Annotated in this window: 22 protein-coding genes; 12 read left to right on the top strand and 10 right to left on the bottom strand. The window is 71.5% G+C overall.

Going from position 1 to position 23,055, the window contains the following annotated elements; translation table 11 throughout:
- Window positions 1–3: 3 nt before the first annotated feature.
- Window positions 4–3,222 carry a PD-(D/E)XK nuclease family protein gene (locus ACFC1K_RS12155; protein WP_375871834.1) on the bottom strand — a complete coding sequence of 1,073 codons (3,219 nt, stop codon included), beginning with the start codon at window positions 3,220–3,222 and terminating at the stop codon, window positions 4–6.
- Window positions 3,223–3,404: 182 nt separating this feature from the next.
- Here ACFC1K_RS12155 and ACFC1K_RS12150 point away from each other — a divergent pair, with 182 nt between their 5' ends.
- Together ACFC1K_RS12150 and ACFC1K_RS12145 are read left to right on the top strand one after the other, a co-directional pair.
- The gene (locus ACFC1K_RS12150; RefSeq protein WP_045296833.1) at window positions 3,405–3,629 is read left to right on the top strand and encodes a DUF3107 domain-containing protein; all 225 of its coding nucleotides are present in this window, start codon (window positions 3,405–3,407) and stop codon (window positions 3,627–3,629) included.
- A 13-nt stretch (window positions 3,630–3,642) separates the two neighbouring features.
- A complete protein-coding gene (locus tag ACFC1K_RS12145; RefSeq protein WP_310291698.1) occupies window positions 3,643–3,933 on the top strand; it encodes a hypothetical protein in 291 nt (96 codons plus the stop codon).
- A 63-nt stretch (window positions 3,934–3,996) separates the two neighbouring features.
- On the opposite strand, the gene ACFC1K_RS12140 is transcribed toward ACFC1K_RS12145, so the two are convergent.
- Window positions 3,997–4,710 (bottom strand): ferritin-like fold-containing protein, encoded by a 714-nt coding sequence (locus tag ACFC1K_RS12140; RefSeq protein WP_375871833.1) that lies wholly within the window; start codon window positions 4,708–4,710, stop codon window positions 3,997–3,999.
- Between the two features lie 214 nt (window positions 4,711–4,924).
- Between ACFC1K_RS12140 and ACFC1K_RS12135 the strand changes: the two genes are divergently transcribed.
- Window positions 4,925–6,460, top strand: a complete 1,536-nt coding sequence (locus tag ACFC1K_RS12135; protein ID WP_375871832.1) for a DEAD/DEAH box helicase — start codon at window positions 4,925–4,927, stop codon at window positions 6,458–6,460.
- 108 nt (window positions 6,461–6,568) lie between these two features.
- Entirely contained in the window at window positions 6,569–7,000 is a 432-nt protein-coding gene (locus ACFC1K_RS12130; RefSeq protein ID WP_310291706.1) for an SHOCT domain-containing protein, read from the top strand.
- A 53-nt stretch (window positions 7,001–7,053) separates the two neighbouring features.
- Here ACFC1K_RS12130 and ACFC1K_RS12125 read toward each other — a convergent pair whose 3' ends face one another.
- Entirely contained in the window at window positions 7,054–7,917 is an 864-nt protein-coding gene (locus tag ACFC1K_RS12125) for a PHP domain-containing protein (RefSeq protein ID WP_310291709.1), read from the bottom strand.
- Between the two features lie 82 nt (window positions 7,918–7,999).
- Between ACFC1K_RS12125 and ACFC1K_RS12120 the strand changes: the two genes are divergently transcribed.
- Genes ACFC1K_RS12120 through ACFC1K_RS12110 form a run of 3 tightly spaced genes read left to right on the top strand, consistent with a single transcriptional unit; the run spans window position 8,000 to window position 12,304 of the window.
- Entirely contained in the window at window positions 8,000–9,022 is a 1,023-nt protein-coding gene (locus ACFC1K_RS12120; protein WP_375871831.1) for an endonuclease/exonuclease/phosphatase family protein, read from the top strand.
- Window positions 9,023–9,060: 38 nt separating this feature from the next.
- Window positions 9,061–10,500 (top strand): aminopeptidase P family protein, encoded by a 1,440-nt coding sequence (locus ACFC1K_RS12115; RefSeq protein ID WP_375871830.1) that lies wholly within the window; start codon window positions 9,061–9,063, stop codon window positions 10,498–10,500.
- 4 nt (window positions 10,501–10,504) lie between these two features.
- Complete coding sequence (locus tag ACFC1K_RS12110; protein ID WP_375871829.1) at window positions 10,505–12,304, top strand: gamma-glutamyltransferase family protein; 1,800 nt, start codon at window positions 10,505–10,507, stop codon at window positions 12,302–12,304.
- A gap of 6 nt (window positions 12,305–12,310) precedes the next feature.
- On the opposite strand, the gene ACFC1K_RS12105 is transcribed toward ACFC1K_RS12110, so the two are convergent.
- Window positions 12,311–13,459: a citrate/2-methylcitrate synthase gene (locus tag ACFC1K_RS12105; protein ID WP_375871828.1), complete on the bottom strand. Its 1,149-nt coding sequence runs from the start codon at window positions 13,457–13,459 to the stop codon at window positions 12,311–12,313.
- Window positions 13,460–13,574: 115 nt separating this feature from the next.
- Between ACFC1K_RS12105 and ACFC1K_RS12100 the strand changes: the two genes are divergently transcribed.
- Window positions 13,575–14,774, top strand: a complete 1,200-nt coding sequence (locus tag ACFC1K_RS12100) for a citrate/2-methylcitrate synthase (protein WP_375871827.1) — start codon at window positions 13,575–13,577, stop codon at window positions 14,772–14,774.
- On the opposite strand, the gene ACFC1K_RS12095 is transcribed toward ACFC1K_RS12100, so the two are convergent.
- Window positions 14,750–15,448, bottom strand: a complete 699-nt coding sequence (locus tag ACFC1K_RS12095) for an alpha/beta family hydrolase (protein ID WP_375871826.1) — start codon at window positions 15,446–15,448, stop codon at window positions 14,750–14,752. The two genes, ACFC1K_RS12100 and ACFC1K_RS12095, sit on opposite strands and share 25 nt — an antisense overlap.
- Window positions 15,445–16,194 carry a general stress protein gene (locus tag ACFC1K_RS12090; RefSeq protein WP_375871825.1) on the bottom strand — a complete coding sequence of 250 codons (750 nt, stop codon included), beginning with the start codon at window positions 16,192–16,194 and terminating at the stop codon, window positions 15,445–15,447. The genes ACFC1K_RS12095 and ACFC1K_RS12090 overlap by 4 nt, the downstream gene beginning before the upstream one ends.
- A gap of 40 nt (window positions 16,195–16,234) precedes the next feature.
- On the opposite strand from ACFC1K_RS12090, the gene ACFC1K_RS12085 reads away from it, so the two are divergent.
- From ACFC1K_RS12085 to ACFC1K_RS12075, 3 genes are read left to right on the top strand one after another with little or no spacing between them, the layout of a single operon-like run.
- Window positions 16,235–17,536 (top strand): magnesium transporter MgtE N-terminal domain-containing protein, encoded by a 1,302-nt coding sequence (locus tag ACFC1K_RS12085; protein ID WP_310291728.1) that lies wholly within the window; start codon window positions 16,235–16,237, stop codon window positions 17,534–17,536.
- A gap of 2 nt (window positions 17,537–17,538) precedes the next feature.
- Window positions 17,539–18,066 (top strand): DUF1003 domain-containing protein, encoded by a 528-nt coding sequence (locus tag ACFC1K_RS12080; RefSeq protein ID WP_310291732.1) that lies wholly within the window; start codon window positions 17,539–17,541, stop codon window positions 18,064–18,066.
- Complete coding sequence (locus ACFC1K_RS12075) at window positions 18,063–19,214, top strand: P-loop NTPase (protein WP_375871824.1); 1,152 nt, start codon at window positions 18,063–18,065, stop codon at window positions 19,212–19,214. Before ACFC1K_RS12080 ends, ACFC1K_RS12075 begins: the two co-directional genes overlap by 4 nt.
- 12 nt (window positions 19,215–19,226) lie before the next feature.
- On the opposite strand, the gene ACFC1K_RS12070 is transcribed toward ACFC1K_RS12075, so the two are convergent.
- Window positions 19,227–19,607, bottom strand: coding sequence for a Sec-independent protein translocase TatB (locus ACFC1K_RS12070; protein ID WP_310291738.1), 381 nt, complete (start codon window positions 19,605–19,607; stop codon window positions 19,227–19,229).
- Window positions 19,608–19,679: 72 nt separating this feature from the next.
- Here ACFC1K_RS12070 and ACFC1K_RS12065 point away from each other — a divergent pair, with 72 nt between their 5' ends.
- On the top strand, window positions 19,680–20,315 hold the full coding sequence (locus ACFC1K_RS12065) for a class I SAM-dependent methyltransferase (protein WP_310291740.1): 636 nt from the start codon (window positions 19,680–19,682) through the stop codon (window positions 20,313–20,315).
- Between the two features lie 62 nt (window positions 20,316–20,377).
- Here ACFC1K_RS12065 and ACFC1K_RS12060 read toward each other — a convergent pair whose 3' ends face one another.
- The 3 genes from ACFC1K_RS12060 to dapE all read right to left on the bottom strand — a co-directional run bounded on the left by ACFC1K_RS12060 (window position 20,378) and on the right by dapE (window position 22,928).
- Window positions 20,378–20,551, bottom strand: coding sequence for a DUF3117 domain-containing protein (locus ACFC1K_RS12060; RefSeq protein WP_019179788.1), 174 nt, complete (start codon window positions 20,549–20,551; stop codon window positions 20,378–20,380).
- A gap of 95 nt (window positions 20,552–20,646) precedes the next feature.
- The gene (locus ACFC1K_RS12055) at window positions 20,647–21,870 is read right to left on the bottom strand and encodes a hypothetical protein (protein ID WP_375871823.1); all 1,224 of its coding nucleotides are present in this window, start codon (window positions 21,868–21,870) and stop codon (window positions 20,647–20,649) included.
- Complete coding sequence (gene dapE, locus ACFC1K_RS12050) at window positions 21,852–22,928, bottom strand: succinyl-diaminopimelate desuccinylase (RefSeq protein ID WP_375871822.1); 1,077 nt, start codon at window positions 22,926–22,928, stop codon at window positions 21,852–21,854. The genes ACFC1K_RS12055 and dapE overlap by 19 nt, the downstream gene beginning before the upstream one ends.
- Window positions 22,929–23,055 lie beyond the last annotated feature (127 nt).

Below are 23,055 nucleotides of genomic sequence, written 5' to 3'. Positions count from 1 at the left end.
TGGTCACGAGGCGCTCACCGCGCCCACGGTGTGGATCCGGCACAGCCCGTAGGAGTGCTCGTCGCGGCAGTGCTCCTCGAACGGTGCGGTGAAGCTCTCGCCGCGCATGACGGCGACGGCTGTGCGGATCCGGCCGACGAACGCGTCACGGCGCTCGTCGTCGAACGGCGGCTGCCACGGGGTGACGTAGTCGGACCTGGTCGCGGTCGGCCGCAGCACGAGGAGCTTCGCGCCACCGGGCGCATGGCCGTTCGCCTCGGCGATCGCGCCCGACTCGAAGGCCAGCTGGTACGCACCCAGCTGGGGGTTGTCGAGCACCTTGGCGTCGGTCTGCGGCTCCCGCTTGCCGGTCTTGAGATCCATGATGACGACGGTTCCCTCCGGCGTGAGCTCGACGCGATCGATGTAGCCCGACAGGATGACGCGGTGCTCGGAAGCCTCGGTCGCGGCCGTCGGAGTCTCGTCCGCCAGCGGGATCACGACCTCGAAGTGCGGCTCGGCACCGATGAGCGTGCCGCCCGCGTCGTCGAAGCGGCGCAGGTAGAGGTGCAGGCGCCGCACCAGATCGCGTGCACGGGTCAGCTCGGCGCGGTCGCGCCACGCCGCCTCGAACGTCAGCTCGCCCCAGCGGGACTCGACCTCGGCCCACAGCGCCGCTTCATCGTGGCCGGCAGCGTGCTCGAGCGCCGCGTGGATGATCGTGCCGAGGCCGGCGGTGGTGCCGCCGGGGTCGCCGCCGAGATCGGCGATGACCCAGTTGAGCTCGCACTCCTCCAGGGCGTGCAGCCGGGAAGGCGAGACGCGGACGTCCTCTTTCGAGAGGTCGCGCAGCGGGCCGGTCGATGTCGGCCCGGCGACGCCGTACCATTCGCGCGGCGACGCGCCCGGCACCCCGGCATCCGCCAGCAGCGCGAGCTGTTCTGCGGCGCGCGCCGCTGGCGCGGCGAGCGACCCGGCGGCGGCCGCCCGTGGACCGGCGGCCGTCAGGGTGCGCCGATGCCGTGCCACGAGTCCGCGAAGGGACACCGGGTGGTCGAGCTCGAAGGGCTCGGGGTCGGGCAGCAGCTCGAAGAACACGCTCGGGCCCGTGTCGTCGTCGTCGACGGCCGTCACGATCACGCGGGCCGTCGCCCGCGACAACGCGCGAGCGAGCAGGCGGAGCTCGTCGTGCATCGCCCCGCGGCGGCGGTCGAACGCGCCGAGCGTCTCACCGTCGGCACGGGTGGCCGCGTCTGCGAGACGCCACGTGTCGAGAAGGCTGCCGCGCACTCTCGTGTTCGGCCAGACACCGTCCTGCACGCCGGCCACGACCACGGTGTCGAACTCGAGCCCGAGTGCTCCGGCAGGCGTCATGACTCGCACGCTGTCGTCGCGCGTCGGCGCCTCGAGACGGTCCTCGGCGACGCCGCTGTCGAGGATCGACCGCGCGAACACGCGCGGATCGGCGTCGAGCGAGCGCTCGACGAATCGCTTCGCGGCCTGGAACAGCGCGACGAGGGCGTCGAGGTCGCGGTGCGCCTGCTCTGCCAGCGGACCGTTGCCGCGAGCGAGCTCGCCCCATGTGCGCTCGAGTCCGCTGCGATCCCACGCGGTCCAGAGCAGCTCGTGCGCCGTGGCACCGCGGTCGAGGTCTTCGCGGAGCACCTCGAGCGTGCGCGCCAGCGATGCCGCGCGCCGGGCCTCACGCGTGTCGAGCAGGTCGAACTCGAGCGGCCGGCGCATCGCCGAGAGCACGAGGTCGCGACCCGAGCGCTCGGCGACGCCCTCGCCCTCGTCGCTCTCGCGGGCAGCCGGGGTGTCCGAGGCGTCCGCCGCGCTCTCGAAGATCCGGCGCAGCTCGGCGTGCCGCAGTGCCGATCGCAGCCGGCGGAGCTCGATGACGTCGAGTCGTCCGTACGTGCCGACGAGCGCCGCCGAAACCTCTTCGAACGTCCACTCGTCGCGCGACGCGAGCTCGATGAGCCGCAGCAGGTCGGCGACCGGCCGCACCGCGCCGAGGGCGCGCCCCGGGCCGCTCGAGCGCGCCGGCACCTCTCGCGCCGACAGCTCCGCCTCGAGCGCCGCGACCTGCCGGGTGTCGTGCGCGATGACCGCACAGCCGCTCCACGGCACGCCGTCGTGCACGTGGCGCTCGCGGAGCACCCGCGCGACGGCGTCGTACTCCTCGGCCGCGGAGCGCAGAGTCAGCACCTGCACGGAGTCGTCGGCCTCGGCGCCCGACGCCGCACCGCGGTGGGCCACGACGCCGACCGCGCCGATGCGCTGCGTGACGCGACCGACCAGCTCGCGCTGCCACGCGCTCCCGCGATGCCCTGCGGTGAGCACGTGCACGCCACCCAGTGACGCCGCGAGGCGGGCGAAGTTCTCGGGCGTCGCGCCGCGGAACGATCCCGACCCGACATCGGGGTCGCCGAAGGCGAGCACGGCGGCGCCCCGGGCGCGCACCGCCTCGAGCAGCTCGACGCCGCCGAGGGTGAGCTCCTGCGCATCGTCGACCATGACGACGCGCACCCGGTCGACGGCAGGGCTTCCGGCCGGTGCCGTGCGCAGCAGCCCGACCGCTTCGCGGACGAGACCCGCGGCGTCCCGGTGCGCCCCGCGCATGGCGCCCCGCACCTGCAGGTACTCGCCGAAGAACGACGACAGCGACACCCAGGCGGGCAGCTCATGGCGCTCGCCGAGCTCGCGAAGACGGCGCGGCTCGATGCCGAGGGTGGTGCACTCGGCGAGGAACGTGCGCACCTCGGTGCGAAAGCCTGCCGTGCCGCGGATCGCCGGGCCCAGCCAGTCCGGCCAGCGGACGGCGCCGGCCGCCTCGTCCTCGTCGTCGCCCTCGAGCAGATCGCGGATGATCTGGTCCTCGTCGCCGCCGGTGAGGAGCTGCGGCGGATCGGCATCCGCCGCGACGGCGTGCGCCCGCACGACCTGGAAGGCGTACGAGGCGACCGACCGCGCGAGCGGCCCCGTCGTCGCGACCCCGACCGCGAGGCCCAGGCGGTCGCGAAGCGCCGTCGCGGTCTGACGCGACGGGGTGAGCACGAGCACGGCATCGGGATCCGCACCGGCCTGGATCACGGCGGCGACGCGCGCGATGAGCGTCTCGGTCTTGCCGGTGCCGGGTGCGCCCACCACGACCCCCGACGCCTCCGGCGGCAGCGCCAGCACCGTCTGCTGCGCCGCGTCCGGGGTCCACGCCGCACGATCCGTCCTGCCCGAAGTCACCCTCCGACGCTAGCGCGAGGGCGCGACATCGGCCGTTCGCCCAGAGCGTTCCGGCGGCGGGCGGATGCCCCTGCGCGGTGTCGTAGAGTTGCCATGCGTCCGGGGAGCCCTCAGCCTTTCCGCCAGGAGGAGCCCTCAGCCATCTGGCACACAACTATCGCCCCGCGCAGGAGGTCAGTCACGTGGAGATCCGCATCGGCATCGCGAACACCGGCCGCGAGCTCAACTTCGAGACCAACGAGCCGGCGGCAGACGTGAAGAAGTCCGTCGCCGCGGCGCTCGACGCCGGCGCCACGCACGTCACCTTCGCCGACGCGAAGGGCAACTCGTACATCGTCCCCACCGCGGGACTCGCGTACATCGAGCTCGGCTCCGAGGAGTCGCGCCGCGTCGGTTTCGTCGCCTGAGCGGACCCGGGACATGCAGATCCTCATCGCGTTCATCGTCGGCGCGGTCGTCGGCATCGGCATCCATTTCCAGCTGCACCAGCGCCTGACGCGCGGGGTCGTCCTGGCGCCCATGATCGGCGCCGTGTCGGCCGGTGCCGCGTGGTCGATCCTGACGTGGCTCGGGATCGGGATCGACACGCCGTGGCCGTGGCTCGCGGCGCTCGTCGTGCCGATGGTCGTCACCTACCCGGCGATCACCCTCATGTCGCGTGCGCGCGTCGCCCACGACGCGCGCGAGAAGGCACGCCTCGGCATCGGCTGATCACGCCGGCTGAGCCACCCCGAACACCGCCGCGACCCGCAGCCGCAGCATCCCCTCGGCGCGTCAGGCCGCCAGGCCCATGGCGTCCATGCGGCGCGAGTGCGCGGCCATGAGCTCGGTGAAGACGGGCTCCACCTTCTCTTCGGCCGCGGGGCCGAGGTCGGTCGGCCGCAGCGCGGCGCGCGCGATGAGCAGCGTGTCGCCGACCAGGCGGCGTCCCCAGAGCGCCAGCAGAGACTTCCACTCCGGGTCGCTCGCGATGGCCTGGGAGATCAGCTCGACGATGGCCTGGCGGTCGTCATCGGCTTGCAGGATGTGCGCCACGCGGTCGCCCGTCTCGCCGTAGCTCGCCGACAGGGCCAGGTAGAAGTCGTCGAGCATGCCCGCCGTGATGTGCACCGAGAGCATCGTCTCCTGCGTGCGCACGCCGTGCGTGGCCGCCCGGAAGGCGTCCAGCGGCTCGCGGAACGGACGCATGATCTCGGTGGGGTCGTCACCGCGCTCGCGGATCAGCGCGACGAGCGCCTCGTGCTTGGTGAGGGCCGCACCGGCGGCGCGGGACACCGCCTCTTTCTCGCCCAGCTCGGGGATCGACTGGATCAGCTCGGTGAGCGTCTCGAAGTACCCGAGCTGCAGGTAAGCCACCTGGCCGAGGAACGTGTCGATGTCCGGCGCGAGCTCCTCGAAGTCGACGCGATTGCCGCCGCTCAGCTCGTCACGCGAGCGCAGCTGCAGCTTGCGCCCCGTGTCGCGACGCTGCCAGAACCACTTCACCATGGACGAAAGCCTACGAGGGGACACCGCCTCCACGCTCGCGCCGGGGTCCTCCGGTATCGTGGGTGTCGGCCCCGGCGTCGGATCGGGGCGCCCGCGCCTGTGGGAAAGAAGGGCGTGGATCGCTTTTCCGCCCGCGCGGCGACCTCATCAGAGGCCGGATCACGCGCCAGGGCATGAACCCAGGCAGCATCCCACTGCCGGACAGGCACACATCGTGACGACCTTCGCCGAACTCGGCGTTGATCAGGACATCGTCGACGCTCTCTCCGCAAAGGGCATCGTCGACGCGTTCCCCATCCAGGAGCAGACCATCCCCCTCGGCCTGCCCGGCCAGGACATCATCGGCCAGGCCAAGACCGGCACCGGCAAGACGTTCGGCTTCGGCATCCCCGTCGTCCAGCGTCTCGGCGCCGACCCCGCTCACGGGGTCAAGGCGCTCATCGTCGTCCCCACCCGCGAGCTCTGCGTGCAGGTCTACGAAGACATGGACATGCTGACCTCGGGCCGCTCGACCAGCGTCGTCGCGATCTACGGCGGCAAGGCGTACGAGGGCCAGATCGACCAGCTCAAGGCAGGCGCGCAGATCGTCGTCGGCACGCCCGGCCGCCTGATCGACCTCAACAACCAGCGACTGCTCGACCTGTCGCACGCGACCGAGGTCGTGCTCGACGAGGCCGACAAGATGCTGGACCTCGGCTTCCTCCCCGATATCGAGAAGATCTTCTCCAAGGTGCCGGCGATCCGCCACACCCAGCTGTTCTCGGCGACGATGCCCGGCCCGATCGTCGCCCTCGCGCGGCGGTTCATGACGAATCCGATCCACATCCGCGCGACGGATCCGGATGAGGGTCTCACCCAGGCGAACATCAAGCACCTCGTCTACCGGGCGCACTCGCTCGACAAGGACGAGGTCATCGCGCGCATCCTGCAGGCCGAGGCCCGGGGCAAGACCGTGATCTTCACGCGCACCAAGCGCGCCGCGCAGAAGCTCGTCGACGAGCTCAACGACCGCGGGTTCAACGCCGGCGCCGTGCACGGCGACATGAGCCAGGAGTCGCGCGAGCGCTCGATGGCGGGATTCAAGGCCGGCAAGAAGGACGTCCTCATCGCCACGGACGTCGCGGCCCGCGGCATCGACGTCGACGACGTCACGCACGTCATCAACCACACGATCCCCGACGACGAGAAGACGTACCTGCACCGCGCCGGCCGCACCGGCCGCGCAGGCAAGACCGGCATCGCAGTCACCTTCGTCGACTGGGAGGACCTGCACAAGTGGGCCCTCATCAACCGCGCCCTCGAGTTCGGCCAGCCCGACCCCGTCGAGACCTACTCGTCGAGCCCGCACCTGTTCTCCGACCTCGACATCCCCGCGGGCACGAAGGGCCGCATCGTGACGGCCCCGAAGACCCAGGCGGTCCGGGTCCAGCCCGAGAGCGCGGCGGATGCTGCCGCCGAGGTCGAGACGAACGGCCAGGCTCCGCGAAGCCGGCGTCGCCGTCGCCGGTCGGGCTCGTCCGAGCGGGTCGGCTCCACGTTCCAGACCGCCGACGCGGGTGCCGCCGGATCGGCGGAGCACGGCGCGCCGGCGAGCGCCGACGGCGACCGCTCCACCGACGGGGGCGGGACCCACGACGGCGGGGGCAAGGAGCACCACGACGGCAAGCCCGCGCCGCGGCGCCGCCGTCGCCGCCGCGGCGGCAGCGGTGGCGGGTCCGCCCCCGCGGGCGGCGCCACCGTCGGCGCCTGAATCCGTCCTTCTCCTGTCGCGGCGCCGTCATCCGGCGCCGCGACAGCGCTATGGTGAGCGCAGACGGCGCACTGGGCGCCGGTACCTTGCATTCACGAAAGGCACACGATGCGCATCATCGAGGCCGTCACCACCGGTTATGAGTACCAGGGCTTCTGGGGGTCCTTCTGGGACATCATCTGGTGGTTCCTCTGGATCTTCTTCTTCATGGCGTACCTGTTCGCGCTGTTCGCCGTGATCGCCGACCTGTTCCGCGACCACAAGCTGAACGGCTGGTGGAAGGCCGTCTGGATCATCTTCCTGATCTTCGTGCCCTTCCTGACGCTGCTGGTCTACCTGATCGCGCGCGGAAACGGCATGGCCAAGCGCAGCGCCAAGGAGGCTTCGCAGCTGCAGAGCGCCCAGGACGCCTACATCAAGTCCGTCGCGGGTGCAGGCGCCAGCCCGGCCGACGAGATCGCCAAGGCGAAGGGTCTCCTCGACGCCGGCACGATCACACAGGCCGAGTACGACGCGCTCAAGGCCAAGGCCCTGGGCTGATCGTCATCATCTGACCCGCGGCATCCGCGGTCCGAAGCGCCCTCGTCCTCCCTTCACGGGTAGACGGGGGCGCTTCCCGTTGCGCGGGCGATGATGCGCGCCACCATCTCGTCGGTGGTGGTGTTCTCGCCCGGCTGATTCGGCTTGCCCAGACCGTGGTAGTCGCTGGATCCCGTGACCACGAGATCGCGCTCACGGCACAGGTCGCGCAGGGTCGTGAGAGCCGGGTCGCGGTTCTCGCGATGACCCAGTTCGAAGCCCGCGAGGCCGGCGTCCAGCATCCGTTCCATCAGGCGCATCGGAAGCAGGCCTGCACGCCCGGCCGGATGCGCGATGACGGCCACTCCCCCGGCGCCCGCGACGAGTCCCACCGCGGTCACCGGGTCCGGCGCGTAGAGCGCGACGTAGTAGTCGCCGCGCGGACTCAGGATGCCCGCGAAGGCCTCGGCGCGATCGCGGACGAGCCCCCGCGCCACGAGCGCGTCGGCGATGTGCGGCCGGCCGACGGTCGCGCCGTCGGTGGTCTGCTCGAGGATGTCGTCCCACACGAGGTCGTAGTCGCGCGCGATGCGGTCGGCCATCAGACGGGCGCGATCCAGCCGCGAGGACCGGATGCGCGCGGTCTCGGCGCGCAGTGCCGGCTCGTCGGGGTCGGGCAGGTACGCCAGCACGTGGACGCTGCGCCACTCGTGCCGCGCCGACAGCTCCATCCCCGGGATGAACGTCATGCCGAGGGAGGTCGCGGCCTCGGCGGCCTCGGCCCAGCCCGACGTGGTGTCGTGATCTGTGAGCGCCGCCGTCCGCACGCCATGCCGGTGGGCGGACGCCATGACCTCGGCGGGCGGCTGCGTGCCGTCGGAGTTCGCCGAGTGCAGATGCAGGTCGCTCGGCCCTTCGAACCGTTGGGGCCTGGGCATCCTCTGAGCGTAGCGCGCGTGAATCGCGCGACGCCCGCGCGCGCTGACGGATCTCACAGCCTGCTCGCATAGAGTCGCCGTCGTGCTTCGCCTGCTCGGGATCCTCTTCACCGTGCTGTGCGCCATCGCCGCCGCGGTGCTGACCTTCCCGGGTTTCTTCCGCGTCGAGCGCTTCTATCCCATCGCCCAGATCGTGTCGTTCCGGGGCATCCTCGCGCTGGCCTTCGCCGCCGCAGCGCTGCTGGCGCTCCTCCTCGCGATCGCCCGCCCGATCCGCGCATTCGCCTTCTCGATCGCCGTGGTCGCGGGCCTCGCGACCGTCGCGAACGTCGCCGTGCTGTCCTCGCGCGGCGGCCTGGGCAGCGACCCGCTCCCGGCGAAGACCGAGGCGTCCGTCCGCGTCATGACGTGGAACACCGCCGGCGCGGCGACACCGCCCGAGACGATCGCGAAGATCGCGGTCGCGATGGACGCCGACATCGTCGCCTTGCCGGAGACGACCATCGAGACCGGGGAGAGCGTCGCCATCGCGATGCGCGACCTCGGCCACCGCATGTGGGCGCATCACGCCTCCGACCCCTCGACGGAATGGGACGCCGGCTCGACGACGCTCCTGATCTCGCCCGAGCTCGGTGACTACGCCGTGATCGAGTCCTCGCTCGACGGCAGCAGCAACACCTCGACCGTGCCCAGCGCGGTGGCCATGCCGGTTTCGGGCGACGGACCCACCGTCGTCGCGGTGCACGCCGTCGCCCCGCGCCCGAGCTACATGCAGAGCTGGCGCGACGACCTCCAGTGGCTGGCCGATCAGTGCGGCGACGGCAACGTGATCATGGCCGGCGACTTCAACGCGACTGTCGACCATATGTCGGGTCTCGGGCTCGACGGCGCCACGCTCGGCCACTGCACCGATGCCGCGACCGAGACCGGCAACGGCGCGCTGGGCACCTGGTCGGCTGACATGCCGGCCATCCTCGGCGCCCCGATCGACCACGTGATGGCGACGCCGCAGTGGCGGGCGACGGGCTCGCTCGTGCTGCGCTCGCTCGATGATTCCGGCTCCGACCACCGCCCGCTCATCGTCCAGTACGACCCCGCCGGCTGAACTGTCCGCGCTCCCACGCGCGTGCGAGACTGGGAGGCATGAGCAGCGCAGCCAGCGAGCAGTCCCCCGGCGCCACGAGCACCACCGAGACCTCGACCCCGACCTCGACCTCGACCAGCACGAACCGCCGTCAGCCGTACGGACAGGGCTTCCTCGACACGATCTCGACCGGATGGGCCGAACGCCCCGAGTCCGCTCCGCCGGCACGCCCTCAGGCCGCGTTCACGGCGGCGCGTCGCGACGCCGTCTCGGCGGCCTTCCCGGGCAAGCGCCTCGTGATCCCGGCGGGCGAGCTCAAGCAGCGCAGCAACGACACCGACTACCCGTTCCGTGCGCACTCCGCCTTCTCGCACCTGACGGGGTGGGCCTCGGACGCCGAGCCCGGCGCCATGCTGGTCTTCGAGCCCCGCTCGTCGAACGGCCACGATGTCACGCTGTACTTCCGCGAGCGCGCCGACCGCACGACGAGCGAGTTCTACTCGGATGCCTCGATCGGCGAGTTCTGGATCGGTCCGCGGCCCGCACTGGCCGGCGTCGCCTCCGACCTCGGCCTCGAGACGGCGCACATCGACGACTTCGAGGCGGGCGACGGGGACCTCGTGCTCGACGAGGACGACGACCTCACCCGGTTCGTCTCGGAGCTGCGCCTCGTGAAGGACGCGTACGAGATCGGCCAGATGGAGCTCGCGGTCCAGGTTACCGCATCCGGTTTCGACGACATCGTCGCGAACCTCCCCGCGATCGTCGAGCACCCCCGCGGCGAGCGGGTCGTCGAGGGTGTCTTCCACCAGCGTGCGCGCAGTGACGGAAACGCGGTCGGCTACGACACGATCGCCGCATCCGGGCCCCACGCGTGCTACCTGCACTGGACGCGCAACGACGGCGCCGTCGTCCCCGGCGACCTCATCCTGATCGACGCCGGCGTCGAGGTCGACAGCCTCTACACCGCCGACATCACGCGTACGCTTCCGGTGAGCGGCCGCTTCACGGACGTGCAGCGCAAGGTCTATGAGACCGTGCGCGAGGCGGCCGACGCCGCGTTCGCCGTGGCGAAGCCGGGCGTGAAGTTCCGCTCGATCCACGAGGCTGCGATGCAGGTCATCGCGACGCGCGTCGCCGAATGGGGTCTCCTCCCCGTCACCGCCGAGGAGGCGCTCGACGCCGAGAGGGGCGGCCACCACCGTCGCTACATGGTGCACGGCACGAGCCACCACCTCGGCATCGACGTTCACGACTGCGCGCAGGCGCGCCGCGACATGTACTACGACGGCATCCTGGAGGCGGGCATGGTCTTCACGATCGAGCCCGGACTGTACTTCCAGATCGACGACATCACGGTCCCCGAGGAGTACCGCGGCATCGGCGTGCGCATCGAGGACGACATCCTCATGACCGCCGACGGGCCGGTCAACCTGTCCGCCGCGATCCCGCGCACCGCCGACGAGGTCGAGGCCTGGATCGCCCGCGGCGGCCGCTGAACCCGTGGCCTACACCGCCCCGTCGTCCTTCACGACGCGACCGACGCTGACGGGCACGTTCGGCATGTCCGCGTCCACGCACTGGCTCGCGACGGCCACCGCACAGGCCGTGCTCGAGCGGGGCGGCAACGCCTTCGACGCGTCGGTCGCCGCGGCCTTCGTGCTCCACGTCGTCGAGCCCCATCTCAACGGACCCGGCGGCGATCTCGTGGCGATCTTCCAGCCGGTGGATGCTGAGGCCCCGACCGTGCTCATGGGCCAGGGGCCTGCTCCCGCCGGCGCCACGATCGAGCACTACCGCGGCGAGGGTCTCGACCTCACGCCCGGCGCCGGAGGCCTGGCGGCCGCGGTGCCCGGCGCCGTGGACGCATGGCTCCTGCTGTTGCGCGACCACGGGACGTGGGAGCTCACCGACGTCCTCGCGTACGCCATCGGCTACGCGCGCGACGGGCACCCGCTCGTGGCGGGCGCCGCCGCCACGATCGCGCGCGTCGCCGAGCTCTTCCGCGACGACTGGACGTCGTCGGCCGACCTGTGGATGCCCGAGGGCGACCTACCGGTCGCCGGTCAGGTCGTGCGGAACCCGGCCTACGCCGATGTGCTCGACTCGCTGGTCCACGCGTCGTGCACCGTGCGCGACGACGGGCCGGTCGGACGCGCGGCCCGCATCGACGCTGCGCGGCGCGAGTGGAAGACCGGGATCGTCGCCCACGAAGCCTCCGCCTTCCTGTCGCAGCCGCACCGGCACTCCGGCGGCGGCATGCACGCAGCGGTGATCACGGCAGAGGACTTCGCCGGCTTCGACGCCGGCTACGAGCCTGCCGTCACCAGCGAGTTCCGCGGCCGTACGATCGCCAAGGCGGGTGCGTGGACGCAGGGCCCCGCGCTGCTGCAGACGCTGGGCCTGCTCGAGCCCCTCGCCGACGACCTGCTCGACCCGTCACAGGAGGCGGGCGCGCACACGGTCCTCGAGGCGCAGAAGCTGGCGTACGCCGACCGCGACGCCTGGTTCGGGGACGACGACGTCGACCTCGACACGCTGCTGTCGGCCGACTACCTCGACGAGCGTCGTTCGCTGATCACCTCGGACGCCTCGGCCGAGTTCCGCCCTGGTGCGCTCCCCGGGCGGACGCCGTTCCGTCCCCCGCTGCGCACGACCTACGACGCGCCCGCCGTCGGCACGGGTGAGCCGACGGTCGCGAAGACCGGCGAGACGCGCGGAGACACCTGCCACCTCGACGTCATCGACCGATGGGGCAACATCGTCTCGGCGACCCCCTCGGGTGGGTGGCTGCAGTCCTCGCCGACCGTCCCGGCGCTCGGGTTCTGCCTCGGCACTCGTCTGCAGATGACGTGGCTCGAGCCGGGGCATCCGTCGTCGCTCGTTCCCGGGAGGCGCCCGCGCACGACCCTCACCCCCACGCTGGTGCTTCGGGACGGCACACCGGAGTTCGCGATCGGCTCCCCCGGCGGCGATCAGCAGGACCAGTGGCAGCTGCTGGCCCTGCTGCGCATCATCGTCGGCGGCCACACTCCGCAGCAGGCGATCGATGCCCCCGCGCTGCACACCACGTCGATGCCCGAGTCCTTCTGGCCCCGCACCTGGACGCCCGCCGGCGCCGTGGTCGAGAACCGGCTGGGCGAGGCGCTGATCGAGGGGCTCGAGCGCCGCGGCCACCGCGTCACGCGGGCGGGCGACTGGGCGCTCGGCCGCGTATCGGCCGTCGGACGGGATGCCGGCACCGGCGTCCTGTGGGGTGCGGCGAACCCGCGCGGGATGCAGGGGTACGCCGCCGGACGATAGTCCCGCTCAGGCCGCCGCCACCCGCACCGAGGGCCCTACGTAGCGCGCGGACGGGCGGATGATCTTCGGGTCGCGCGCCTGTTCGAGGATGTGCGCCGTCCACCCGATCGTGCGCGCGACCGCGAAGGTCGGCGTGAACATCGAGCGCGGGATCCCGCACTGCTCCATCACGAGTGCGGCCCAGAACTCGACGTTCGCGTGGAGCTCACGGCCGGGCTTCGCATCTGCCAGCAGCCGCTCGGCGCTCTGCTGGAAGTGCAGGGCGAGGTCGACCCGCGGCCCGCCCGTGCGAAGCGCGACGCGCTTCATCAGCTCGGCGCGCGGGTCCGCGGTGCGGTACACCGCATGCCCGAACCCCATCAGGCGCCGGCCGGCCGCGAGCTCGCCACGGATCCACGGCTCGATGCGGTCGTCGGTGCCCACGGCGTCGAGTCCGTCGAGCGCACGGGACGGCGCGCCGCCGTGAAGCGGTCCGGTGAGTGCCCCGAGCGCGCCGACGAGGCAGGCTGCGGCATCCGCCCCGGTCGAGGCGATGACCCGGGCGGTGAAGGTGGAGGCGTTGAAGCCGTGATCCATGACGGCGATCAGGTAGGCGGTCAGAGCCCTCTCGGTCGCCTCGTCCGGAACGAGCCCGGTGACCTGCCGGAGGTAGTTCGCGACGACGCCCCGGTCCTCGAGCACGGGCAGCTCGCGCTCTCCGCGACCGCGCCGCCAGAGGGCACCGACGATCACCGGAGTCGCGGCGGCGAGGGCGATCGCATCGGCGAGACGTCCGTCCTCGTCGAGATCGTAGAGCGGATGGATGCCGCGCCTCGCGCCGAGCAGCGGCCAGGCGGCCGCGAGCCCGGCGAGCACGTCCGGCGTCGCCGCCGACACCGCGTCGACGACGGGGCCGAGGTCGCCGTGCCGCCCGGTGGTGGCATCGGCGACGCGGGCCGCGAACCCCGGGCGGGAGGCATCCGTCGCGTCCTGTCCGGTGACGAGGAGCTGCCACGCGTCTTCGAAGCTCGCCGTCTCCGCCAGCTCGATCGCCGACCGATCCCGGTACTGGTAGAAGCCCTCCGCCCCGCGGACGTCGCTCACGGTGGTCTCCGCGACGATCACGCCGGCGAGGCCCCGCGGCGCGTCGATCGGGGTGAGGCGTGTCGTCGTCATGTCGGCTCCTTGCTCGAGGTCTCCGGGAGGTCGACCACCCCCTGGGCGATCGTTCCCGCTACAGTCAGTGTCGGAACTTGATCATGCTTTCGTCAATCTTGATCGGATCAATATCGTGAGCGACCTTCCCCGCCTGACCGCGGCTGAGGCGGCGGCTCGTCTCGGCGTCAAGCCGGAGTCCCTGTACGCGTACGTGTCGCGGGGACTGCTGTCGCGAGAGCGCGATGCCGCGGGCTCGTCGTTCGATCCGCTGGAGGTGGAGGCGTTCGCGCGCCGGCGCCGGCGCTCCCCGAGCGCCGTCCCCGGCTCGCCGGCTCCGGGCACCCCGCTCATGGTGCTCGACACGAGACTCGCTCACATCGACGACGACGAACTGCACTATCGCGAGCGGTCGGCGGCGCGGCTCGCCCGCGAGTCGTCGTTCGAGGCGGTCGTGACCTGGCTGTGGGACGTGCCCGTGCTCCGCTCCCCGTCGTCTGCCGACCTCGCCGTCGCCCGGCGCACGATCGAGGCGATGGGTCCGACGGCGCCGCCCGTCGACCGGCTGATCGTCGCGGTGGCGGCGCTCGCGGCCACCGACCCCCTGCGCGACGACCCCGATGCGTCGCAGCTGGTGCGCGTGGGAGCGCGACTCGTCACGGGCCTGCCCGCTGCGCTCACACCCGCCGGTCAGAATCCCGACGTCGCGCAGACGCTGTGGCGCGCACTCGCTCCGCACGATCTCCCCGGCGGACCCCGCCTGCTCGACGCGGCACTGGTGCTCGTGATCGACCACGATCTCGCCCTCTCCACCCTCGCCGCGCGTGTCGCGGCGTCGGCCCGCGCCTCCGGATACGCCGTCGTCACCGCCGCGCTCGGTGCGTTCGACGCACCCCTGCACGGCACCGCGAGCCGGGCCGCCGCGCAGCTGCTGCGGGCCGTCCGCGACGGCGAGGCACCGTCGACAGCGATCGCGCGCGCCGTGCGCGACGGAGGTCGCGGCATCCCCGGGTTCGGGCAGCCGCTCTATGCCGCGGGCGACATGCGCGCGAGCGTGCTCCTCGAGCTGCTGCGGGACGCGCCGCACGGTGCGGATGTCCTCGCCTCCGTGGACGCCGTCGCCGACGAGGTGGGGCGCCGGGCGGACGTGCGTCCGAACCTCGACCTCGCGCTGGCTGCCCTCACCCTGTGGGCCGACATGTCCGATGACGCCGGGTCGGTGATCTTCGCGATCGGGCGCATCGTCGGCTGGATCTCGCACGCGGTGGACGAGTACGACGAACGCCCGATGCGCCTGCGACCGCGCGGGCGCTACGTGGGTCCTGCTCCGGAGTGAGTCCGGCGCAGCCACTCCGCGACCATCGGTGCGAGGTCGGCCGCGATCTCGGCCGGCGCACGCTTGCGCCCCTTCACTTCGAAGGAGTGCCCACCGCCGTCGATCCAGGCGATCTCGGCGACCTGGCACGACGCGACGGCCTCTTCGAGCTGTTCGTGGGGGTCGATGAAGGGGTCGTTCGCGCCTTCGACGAAGAGCTGCGGCTGAGGTATGTCGGGCAGGTGCGCGGTGCGGGCCTTGTCAGGGCTCCCCGGCGGATGGAGCGGATAGCCGAGGTACACGAGGCCCGCAGGAGCGATCACACCCTCCGCCGCCGCCATCGACGCCATGCGTCCGCCGTACGACTTGCCCATCGCGAACACCGGTGCACCCGCCGCGCGCTCTGCCAGCTCGGCGTGGACCGCCGCCCACGTCGCGATCGCGTGGGCCGCGGGTCCCGGCATCCGTCTTCCCGCCTCCGCGTACGGGAAGTTGAACCGCAGCGTGGCGACGCCCTCTCGAGCGAGGGCGTCGGCGAATCCGGTGAGGAACGGATGCCGATACCCCGCGCCCGCACCGTGCGCCACGGCCGCGAACGCCCATGCCGACGACGGCATCACGAGGTCGGCCGATACCTCGGCGCTCCCGTTCGGGAGCGCGACGGCGATCCGCGAGGAATCCCCGTCTGCGTTCATGCGCGCTTGCTGTCGTCCACGTGCGGCGCGTCGAGGTGCTCCTGCTCGGCGTCGGTCGACGGCTGAGGCTCGGTCGACTCCCCGAGGCGCTGGGCCGGTTCGGGACGCACGGTACGCGCTTCGGGAGCGGTCTCATCGCCGGGCTCGCCCTCGGCATCCGGCTTCGGCGGGACCCGCTCGCCGTACTTGGGCGGCTCGACGGACGAAACCGCGGAGTCTGGGGCGACCGGCGCCGCCGGCGCGACCGGAGCGGCGGGAGCCGCGGGCGTGACGGCGGTCTGAGGGCCGAGCACCTGACGCGCGCGGCCGACGCTGTTGTCGGTGACGGTGACCTCGTAGTGGTCCGCGACGACCTGCATCACGGATGCGTAGTCGCGGCGCCGACGCACGAACGAGTACGCCACGATGCTCAGCAGCATTCCGATCGCGATGCCGACGAACAGCACGCCGACGAATGCCTGGATCGGCACGGACGGCGAGCCGATCACCAGGATCGCCGAGAAGAGGAGGCCGAGGAGGAGACCGTTCACCGCGCCCGACCGCGCGGCCGACGCGTAACCCAGACGGCCGGTGATGCGCTCGATCGAGCGGAGTCCCTGCCCCACGATCGCGATGTCGCGTGCCGGGATGTCGGCCGCGATGAGGGACGACACCGCCTTCTGCGCCGCCTCGTACGTGGGGAAGCTCGCGACGGTCTGTCCGACCGCATCGGAACTCTGCGGAGAGCGCCCTCCCATCATGGTCATCTCCCCATCCTCCCACGGCACGCGGACTACGCTGGGACGTGTGAGCACGCAGAGGGTTTTCGTCGCGCGCCTTTCCGGGTGCTCGGTCTTCGACCCCGCCGGCGACCGTCTCGGCAAGGTCCGCGACGTCGTCGTCATCTACCGCAAAGACGATCCGCCCCGTGTGATCGGGCTCATGGTCGAGATCCCCGGCCGGCGGAACGTGTTCGTGTCGATCGGCCGCGTCACCTCGATCGCGACCGGCCAGGTCATCACCACCGGACTCATCAACGTCCGACGCTTCCAGCAGCGCGGCGGCGAGGTGCGCGTCATGGCCGAGCTCCTCGGCCGCAAGGTGTTCTTCGCGGACGGCTCCGGAACCGCGGTGATCGAAGACGTGGCGATCGAGCGCAACCGCCTCGGCGAGTGGGACGTCGGTCAGCTCTTCCTGCGCAAGCCGAAGACGAGTGCCTCCCCCTTCGCCAAGGGTCCCACCACGTTCGCGAACTGGGACGCGGTGCGCGAGAGCCAGGTGCCCGGCGAGGCGCAGTCCGCCGAGCAGCTGGTGGCGACGTACTCCGAGCTGCGACCCGCCGACCTCGCGAATACGCTGCTCGACCTGCCCGAGGAGCGGCTGCTCGAGGTCGTCGACGAGCTTCCCGACGACCGTCTCGCGGACGCTCTCGAGGAGATGCCCGAAGAGGAGCAGGTCCACATCCTCGAGGCCCTCGACGACGAGCGTGCCGCCGACATCCTCGACGCCATGGAGCCCGATGACGCGGCCGACGTCCTCGGGCAGCTGCCCGAGGACCAGCGCGAAGAGCTCCTCGAGCTCATGGAGCCCGAAGAGGCGGAAGACGTCCGCGCCCTTCTCAAGTACGGCCCCGACACCGCGGGCGGCCTCATGACGAGTGAGCCCATCGTGCTCTCCGCCGACGCGACGATCGCCGAGGCCCTGGCGCTCATCCGTCGTCACGAGCTGCACCCCGCGCTCGCGGCCGCCGTCTTCGTGACCCTTCCTCCGTACGAGACCCCCACGGGGCGCCTGCTCGGAACCGTGCACTTCCAGCGCATGCTGCGCTACCCGCCGCACGAGCGCCTGGGCGCGATCATCGACGACACGCTCGACCCGGTGCCGGCGACCGCGTCGGCCGCCGAAGTCGCTCGTCTGCTCGCGTCGTACAACCTGGTCTCGCTCCCCGTCGTCGATCCCGCCCATCGGCTGGTCGGCGCGGTCAGCGTCGACGACGTGCTCGACTATCTCCTCCCCGAGGACTGGAGATCGCACGATGCCGAGGAGGATGAACGCCCGGCATCCGAGTCCGTCCCGACCACGACCGCGAGCATTCCGAGGAGGCGATGATGATGGCACGCAACACCCGCCAGCCGTCGCTCGACGCTCCCCGTGGCCGTTCGGGCATGCTGCAGCGTTCCCCCCAGCCCTCCAGCGACCGCTTCGGTCGCTTCTCGGAGGCCTTCGCGCGCGCGATGGGCACCTCGGGCTTCCTGATCGGCATGACGATCTTCGTCGCCGTATGGCTGGCGTGGAACATCTTCATGCCGCCGCAACTCCAGTTCGACCCGGCGGCGACCAACTTCACACTGCTGACGCTCATCCTGTCGCTGCAGGCGTCGTACGCCGCGCCCCTCATCCTGCTCGCGCAGAACCGGCAGGACGATCGCGACCGCGTGCAGATCGAGCAGGACCGTCAGCGCGCCGAGCGCAACCTCGCCGACACGGAGTACCTCGCCCGCGAGGTCGTCGCCCTGCGGATGGCGGTCAACGACTTCGCCGACCAGGTCGTCACGCGCGACGTGCTCCGCAGCGAGCTGCGCGCCCTCCTCGAGAAGCTCGAGAACTCCTCCGAGGCCGAGGACGGCGCCGCACGATGAGCGCCGTCACCGCGGACGCGGTCCGCGCCGCCGTCGGCGCTGTCTCCGATCCCGAGCTGCGTCGCCCCATCGGCGAGCTCGACATGGTCCGTGACATCTCGGTGGACGACGGCGTCGCGCACGTCGGGATCGCCCTCACGATCGTGGGGTGCCCCGCGGCGGACCGGATCGCCTCCGACGTGCGCGCGGCCGCAGCATCCGTTCCCGGGATCACGGACGTCGCGCTCGAGGTGGGTGTCATGACGACGGCCGAGCGGCACGCGCTCACCGAGCGGCTGCGCGGCGGACGCGCGCGCGAGATGCCGTTCGGTCCCGGCACGCTCACGCGCGTGATCGCCGTCACGAGCGGCAAGGGCGGCGTCGGCAAGTCGACGGTCACCGCCAACCTCGCCGCCGCGCTGGCCGCACGCGGACTCGCCGTCGGGCTCATCGACGCGGACGTGCACGGCTTCTCGATCCCCGGCCAGCTCGGGCTCGTCGCGGCGGACGGCACCGTGCCGCAGCCGACGCGCGTCGACGACCTCATGCTGCCGCCCGTCGCCTACGGCGTGAAGGTGATCTCGATCGGCATGTTCCTGCGCCGCGCCGAGGGCGACGCGCCGGTCGGCGCCGTCGCGTGGCGCGGACCGATGCTGCATCGCACCGTGCAGCAGTTCCTCACCGACGTGTACTTCGGCGACCTCGACGTGCTCCTGCTCGACATGCCGCCCGGCACCGGCGACGTCGCGATCTCGGTGGGGCAGCTGCTGCCCAACGCCGAGGTGCTCGTCGTCACGACGCCGCAGGCGGCGGCGGCCGACGTCGCTGTGCGCAGCGGTGTCGTCGCACGTCAGACCGGCCAGCGTGTCATCGGGGTGGTCGAGAACATGGCCGCCATGACGCTTCCCGACGGCACGACGGTCGATGTGTTCGGCGCGGGCGGCGGCGCCGCGGTCGCGGAATCGCTCTCGCAGCCGGACGCCGAGGTGCCGCTGCTGGCCTCTGTGCCGCTCAGCCCGACGCTGCGGACAGATGCGGATGCCGGGACCCCGGCGGTCATCGTCCACCCCGACGACCCTGCGGCGCGGGCCATCGCCGGCATCGCCGAGACGCTGGCTCAGACGCCGCGCGGACTGTCGGGCCGCTCGCTCCCGTTCCGCCCGCGCTGACCGGCGCCGGAGTCAGGTCGCTTCGCTGTCGTAGGGCGTGGGGCCGTCGATCGGGCTGCGGTAGGGCGACCGCACCGGCTCCGTCGGCGGCATAGGGGCGGACGGCGCTGGGGGGGCCGCGATGCTCGCGACCGGAGCGTCGTCGAGGAGCGCCTCACGGATGATGCGACGCGGGTCGTACTGGCGAGGGTCGAGCGTGCGCCAGTCGACGTCGTCGAAGTCCTCGCCCATCTCGTCGCGCACGCGCGTCCGCGCGGTCGTCACCCAGGTCCGCGCCCGCTTGGTCAGGCCGGCAAGGGCCTCCGCATAGCGGGGCAGCCGCTCGGGTCCGAGGATGAGTGCCGCGACGAGTCCGATCAGCAGGAGCTTCTCGATCGTGAGGCCGAAGATCATGCCTTCAGATTACCGCCGTGCCTGTGCGGCCAGCGCCGCGAGGCCGCGTAGGCTGGCGGGCGGAGGATTCCGATGGGAGAGCAGAACGCGAACCAGCGGTTCGTCGACGAGGCGACGAGCGAGCCGGAGCACATCGCGCGTGCCCGCGCGCATGCGCTCGAGCTCGGGGCCGCACCGATCAGCCCGGCGATCGGCGCCCAGTGCGCGGTCATCGCCGCGGTGTCGCAGGCGCTCAACATCGTCGAGATCGGCACGGGTGCCGGAGTCTCCGGGCTCTGGCTGCTGCATGGCTCCCCTCGCGCGACCCTCACCACGATCGACAAAGAGCCCGAGCATCTCGGCGCCGCCCGCCAGGCCTTCGCCGAGGCCCGGATTCCTCCGGCTCGCGCCCGCTTCATCACCGGCCGCGCCTCGGAAGTGCTGCCGCGCATGAACGAGGCGTCCTACGACATCGTGCTCGTGGATGCCGACCCCGAGGGTGTCATCGAGTACGTCGAGCACGGCCTGCGACTGGTCAGGGCCGGCGGGACGGTGCTCGTCCCCCGCGTGCTGGCCGGTGGCGCCGTCGCCGACCCGGTGCGCCGCGACCCGGTCACCACGGCGTATCGCTCGCTCATCCAGGAGACGCAGGCCTCCCCCGCTGTCATCGGCGCACTGTCGATCACGGGCGAAGGACTGCTGCAGCTCACCACCGTCTCCACGTCCTGACTTCTCCGCACGCAGACGCGAACGGCCGGTCCGATCGGACCGGCCGTTCGTGCAACGAGCGACTACGCGGCGTTGACGACGCCCCCCAGGACGTCGTAGAGCTCCTTGGCCTCAGCGTCGTTCACCGAGACGACCAGACGACCGCCTCCCTCGAGCGGCACGCGCACGATGATGAGTCGACCCTCCTTCACGGCCTCCATCGGCCCGTCTCCGGTTCTCGGCTTCATGGCTGCCATTGCGGCTCCTTTTCATCGATGGTCTGCACGTCAAGTTTATCGTGAGGGCCGACGCCCCGGGCACGCCTGGGGAAAGCGGCATCCGTCATCCGGCGTCATGGGACCTGCCAGTTCGTACTTCCCAGGGCATACATGTTGAAGATCCACCACCACTGCCCCACGAGACACGCCATCAGCACGCCGATGCGCCAGGCGCGAGAGCGTGGAACGGCGAACGCGCCCCACAGCGGCGACAGCGGCACCAGCAGGCGGAAGATGCTCGACTGCGGAAAGAAGACGAGCAGGAGGTACACGAGGTAGCTGGCACTCCACAGGCGGATCTCGATGCCGAGCCGGCGCACCTGCGGCAGCGCGATCAGGGCGACCGCGATGATAAGCAGTCCCCCGCCGACGAGGGCGTACCCGAGCGCAAGCGGGAGGTGCCACATCGTCTCGAACCAGTACGAGATTCCCGCGCGGAACGGCTCGAAGGGCGTGAACGTCGCGTCACCGAGGATCCAGTTGCGCCGCCAGGCCATCTCCGTGACGAGATATGCGTCCGGGTTGCCCGTCACCCATCCCGCGATGAACTGCCACGCGAACCCCGCGACCGCGGCGAGCAGGCCCGCGGCGATGATGTGCGCGATCTCGGGAGCCCGCAGCGGTTCACGCGCGCGCGTGAACCAGCGCCAGATGCCGAACAGTGCGAGGAACAGGGCGAACGCCAGGACGCCGGGGCGTGTGAACGCCATCAGTGGGATCAGGGCATACAGCCACACATACCGCCGGCGTGCCACCGCGAGCAGTGCGCAGAACAGCCAGAACAGGTTGAGGGCCTCGGCATATCCGACGTGGAAGAGCGCAGCGAGCGGACCGCTGGCGAAGAACGCCACCGCCCAGAGCGTGGCCGACTCGTCCAGCCGCATCCGCAGCAGGTAGTAGAGGGCGACGGATGCCCCGTACCCGGCGACCAGCGACACGATCAGGGCGCCGGTGTGCCAGAGGCCGAACGGGAGGGAGACCCACTGCGCGAGCCACGGATAGATCGGAAGGAACGCCCAGGCGTTCTCAGCGACCTGCCCGGCGTCATTGAGCGGCAGCTGACTCGGGTAGCCGGAGACCGCGACCAGCCAGTACCACGTGCCGTCCCACGCGACCACGGTGTCACCGAGACGGGCGTCCGCGCCCATCCTCGACGTGAAGCCGGAGAGCTCGGTGGCGGCGAACAGGAACAACGTGGTGACGACTCGGGCGGCGACGTAGATCGCGGCGACCCGCACGGCAGTCCTGGCAGCGGACGGACGCGCTACCGGCGACAGCGTCAGCTGGTCGCCAGCCACGCGCGCAGACCCTGCTCGACCGCCTCGATCTGCGCGACGGGCACCCGCTCCTCGTCGTGGTGCGCCAGGTGAGGATCGCCAGGCCCGTAGTTCACCGCCGGCACGCCCAGCGCGCTGAAGCGGGCGACGTCGGTCCAGCCGTACTTCGGCCGCGGCTCGGCGCCGACGGCTGCCAGGAATTCCTGCGCGAGCGGGGCGTCCAGGCCCGGACGGGCGCCGGCAGCGGCATCGACGACCTCCACCTCGAACCCGGCGAGCACGTCACGCACGTGGCTCTCCGCCTCCGCGACGTCACGGCTGGGGGCGAAGCGGTAGTTGACCTCGACCTCGCACAGATCCGGGATCACGTTGCCGGCCACACCGCCGTTGATGCGCACCGCATTGAGCCCTTCTCGATACACGAGGCCCTCCACGGCGACGTCACGCGGGACATAAGCGGCGAGGCGCTCGAGGATCGGCGCCGCCTTGTGGATCGCGTTCTCGCCGATCCAGGCACGCGCGCTGTGCGCGCGCACCCCGTGGGTGCGGACGATCGCGCGCAGGTTGCCGTTGCAGCCGCCCTCGACCGCACCGTCAGAGGGCTCCCCGAGGATTGCGAAGTCGCCGGCGAACAGGTCGGGGCGCGTGCGCGCGAGTCGCGTGAGTCCGTTCAGATCCGCGTCGACCTCTTCGTGGTCGTACCACATCCATGTGATGTCGACCCGGGGGTCGGAAAGCTCTGCGGCGAGCTTCAGCTGCACCGCCACCCCCGCCTTCATGTCGACGGTGCCGCGGCCCCAGACGTACGGCTCCCCGTCGACGTCGATGTCCTTCGTCGGCACGTTGCCGTTGATCGGGACCGTGTCGATGTGCCCGGCGATGACCACGCGCTGCGCGCGACCCAGGTGGGTGCGGGCGACCATGGTGTCGCCGTCGCGGTAGACGTCGAGATGCTCGAGCGCGGAGATCTCGGCGAAGATCGCGTCAGCGAGGGTCTTCTCTTCACCGGAGACGCTCGGAATGTCGCAGATGACGCGAGTGAGTTCGACAGAAGACAGGGACAGGTCGAGCGCCAGCATCCCTCGAGTCTACCGAGCGCGAATATGGGCCGTTAACGCGGAATGGCCACCCTGTGTGGGTGGCCATTCCGTGAATGGGTGTCCGGCGGTGTCCTACTCTCCCACAGGGTCCCCCCTGCAGTACCAT

Origin of the sequence: Microbacterium sp. NPDC056057 (assembly GCF_042266945.1) — a bacterium.
Lineage (GTDB): Bacteria > Actinomycetota > Actinomycetes > Actinomycetales > Microbacteriaceae > Microbacterium > Microbacterium trichothecenolyticum_C.
The sequence above is the reverse complement of the archived record's forward strand: the minus strand, read 5'-3'. Positions and strand labels throughout refer to the sequence as shown.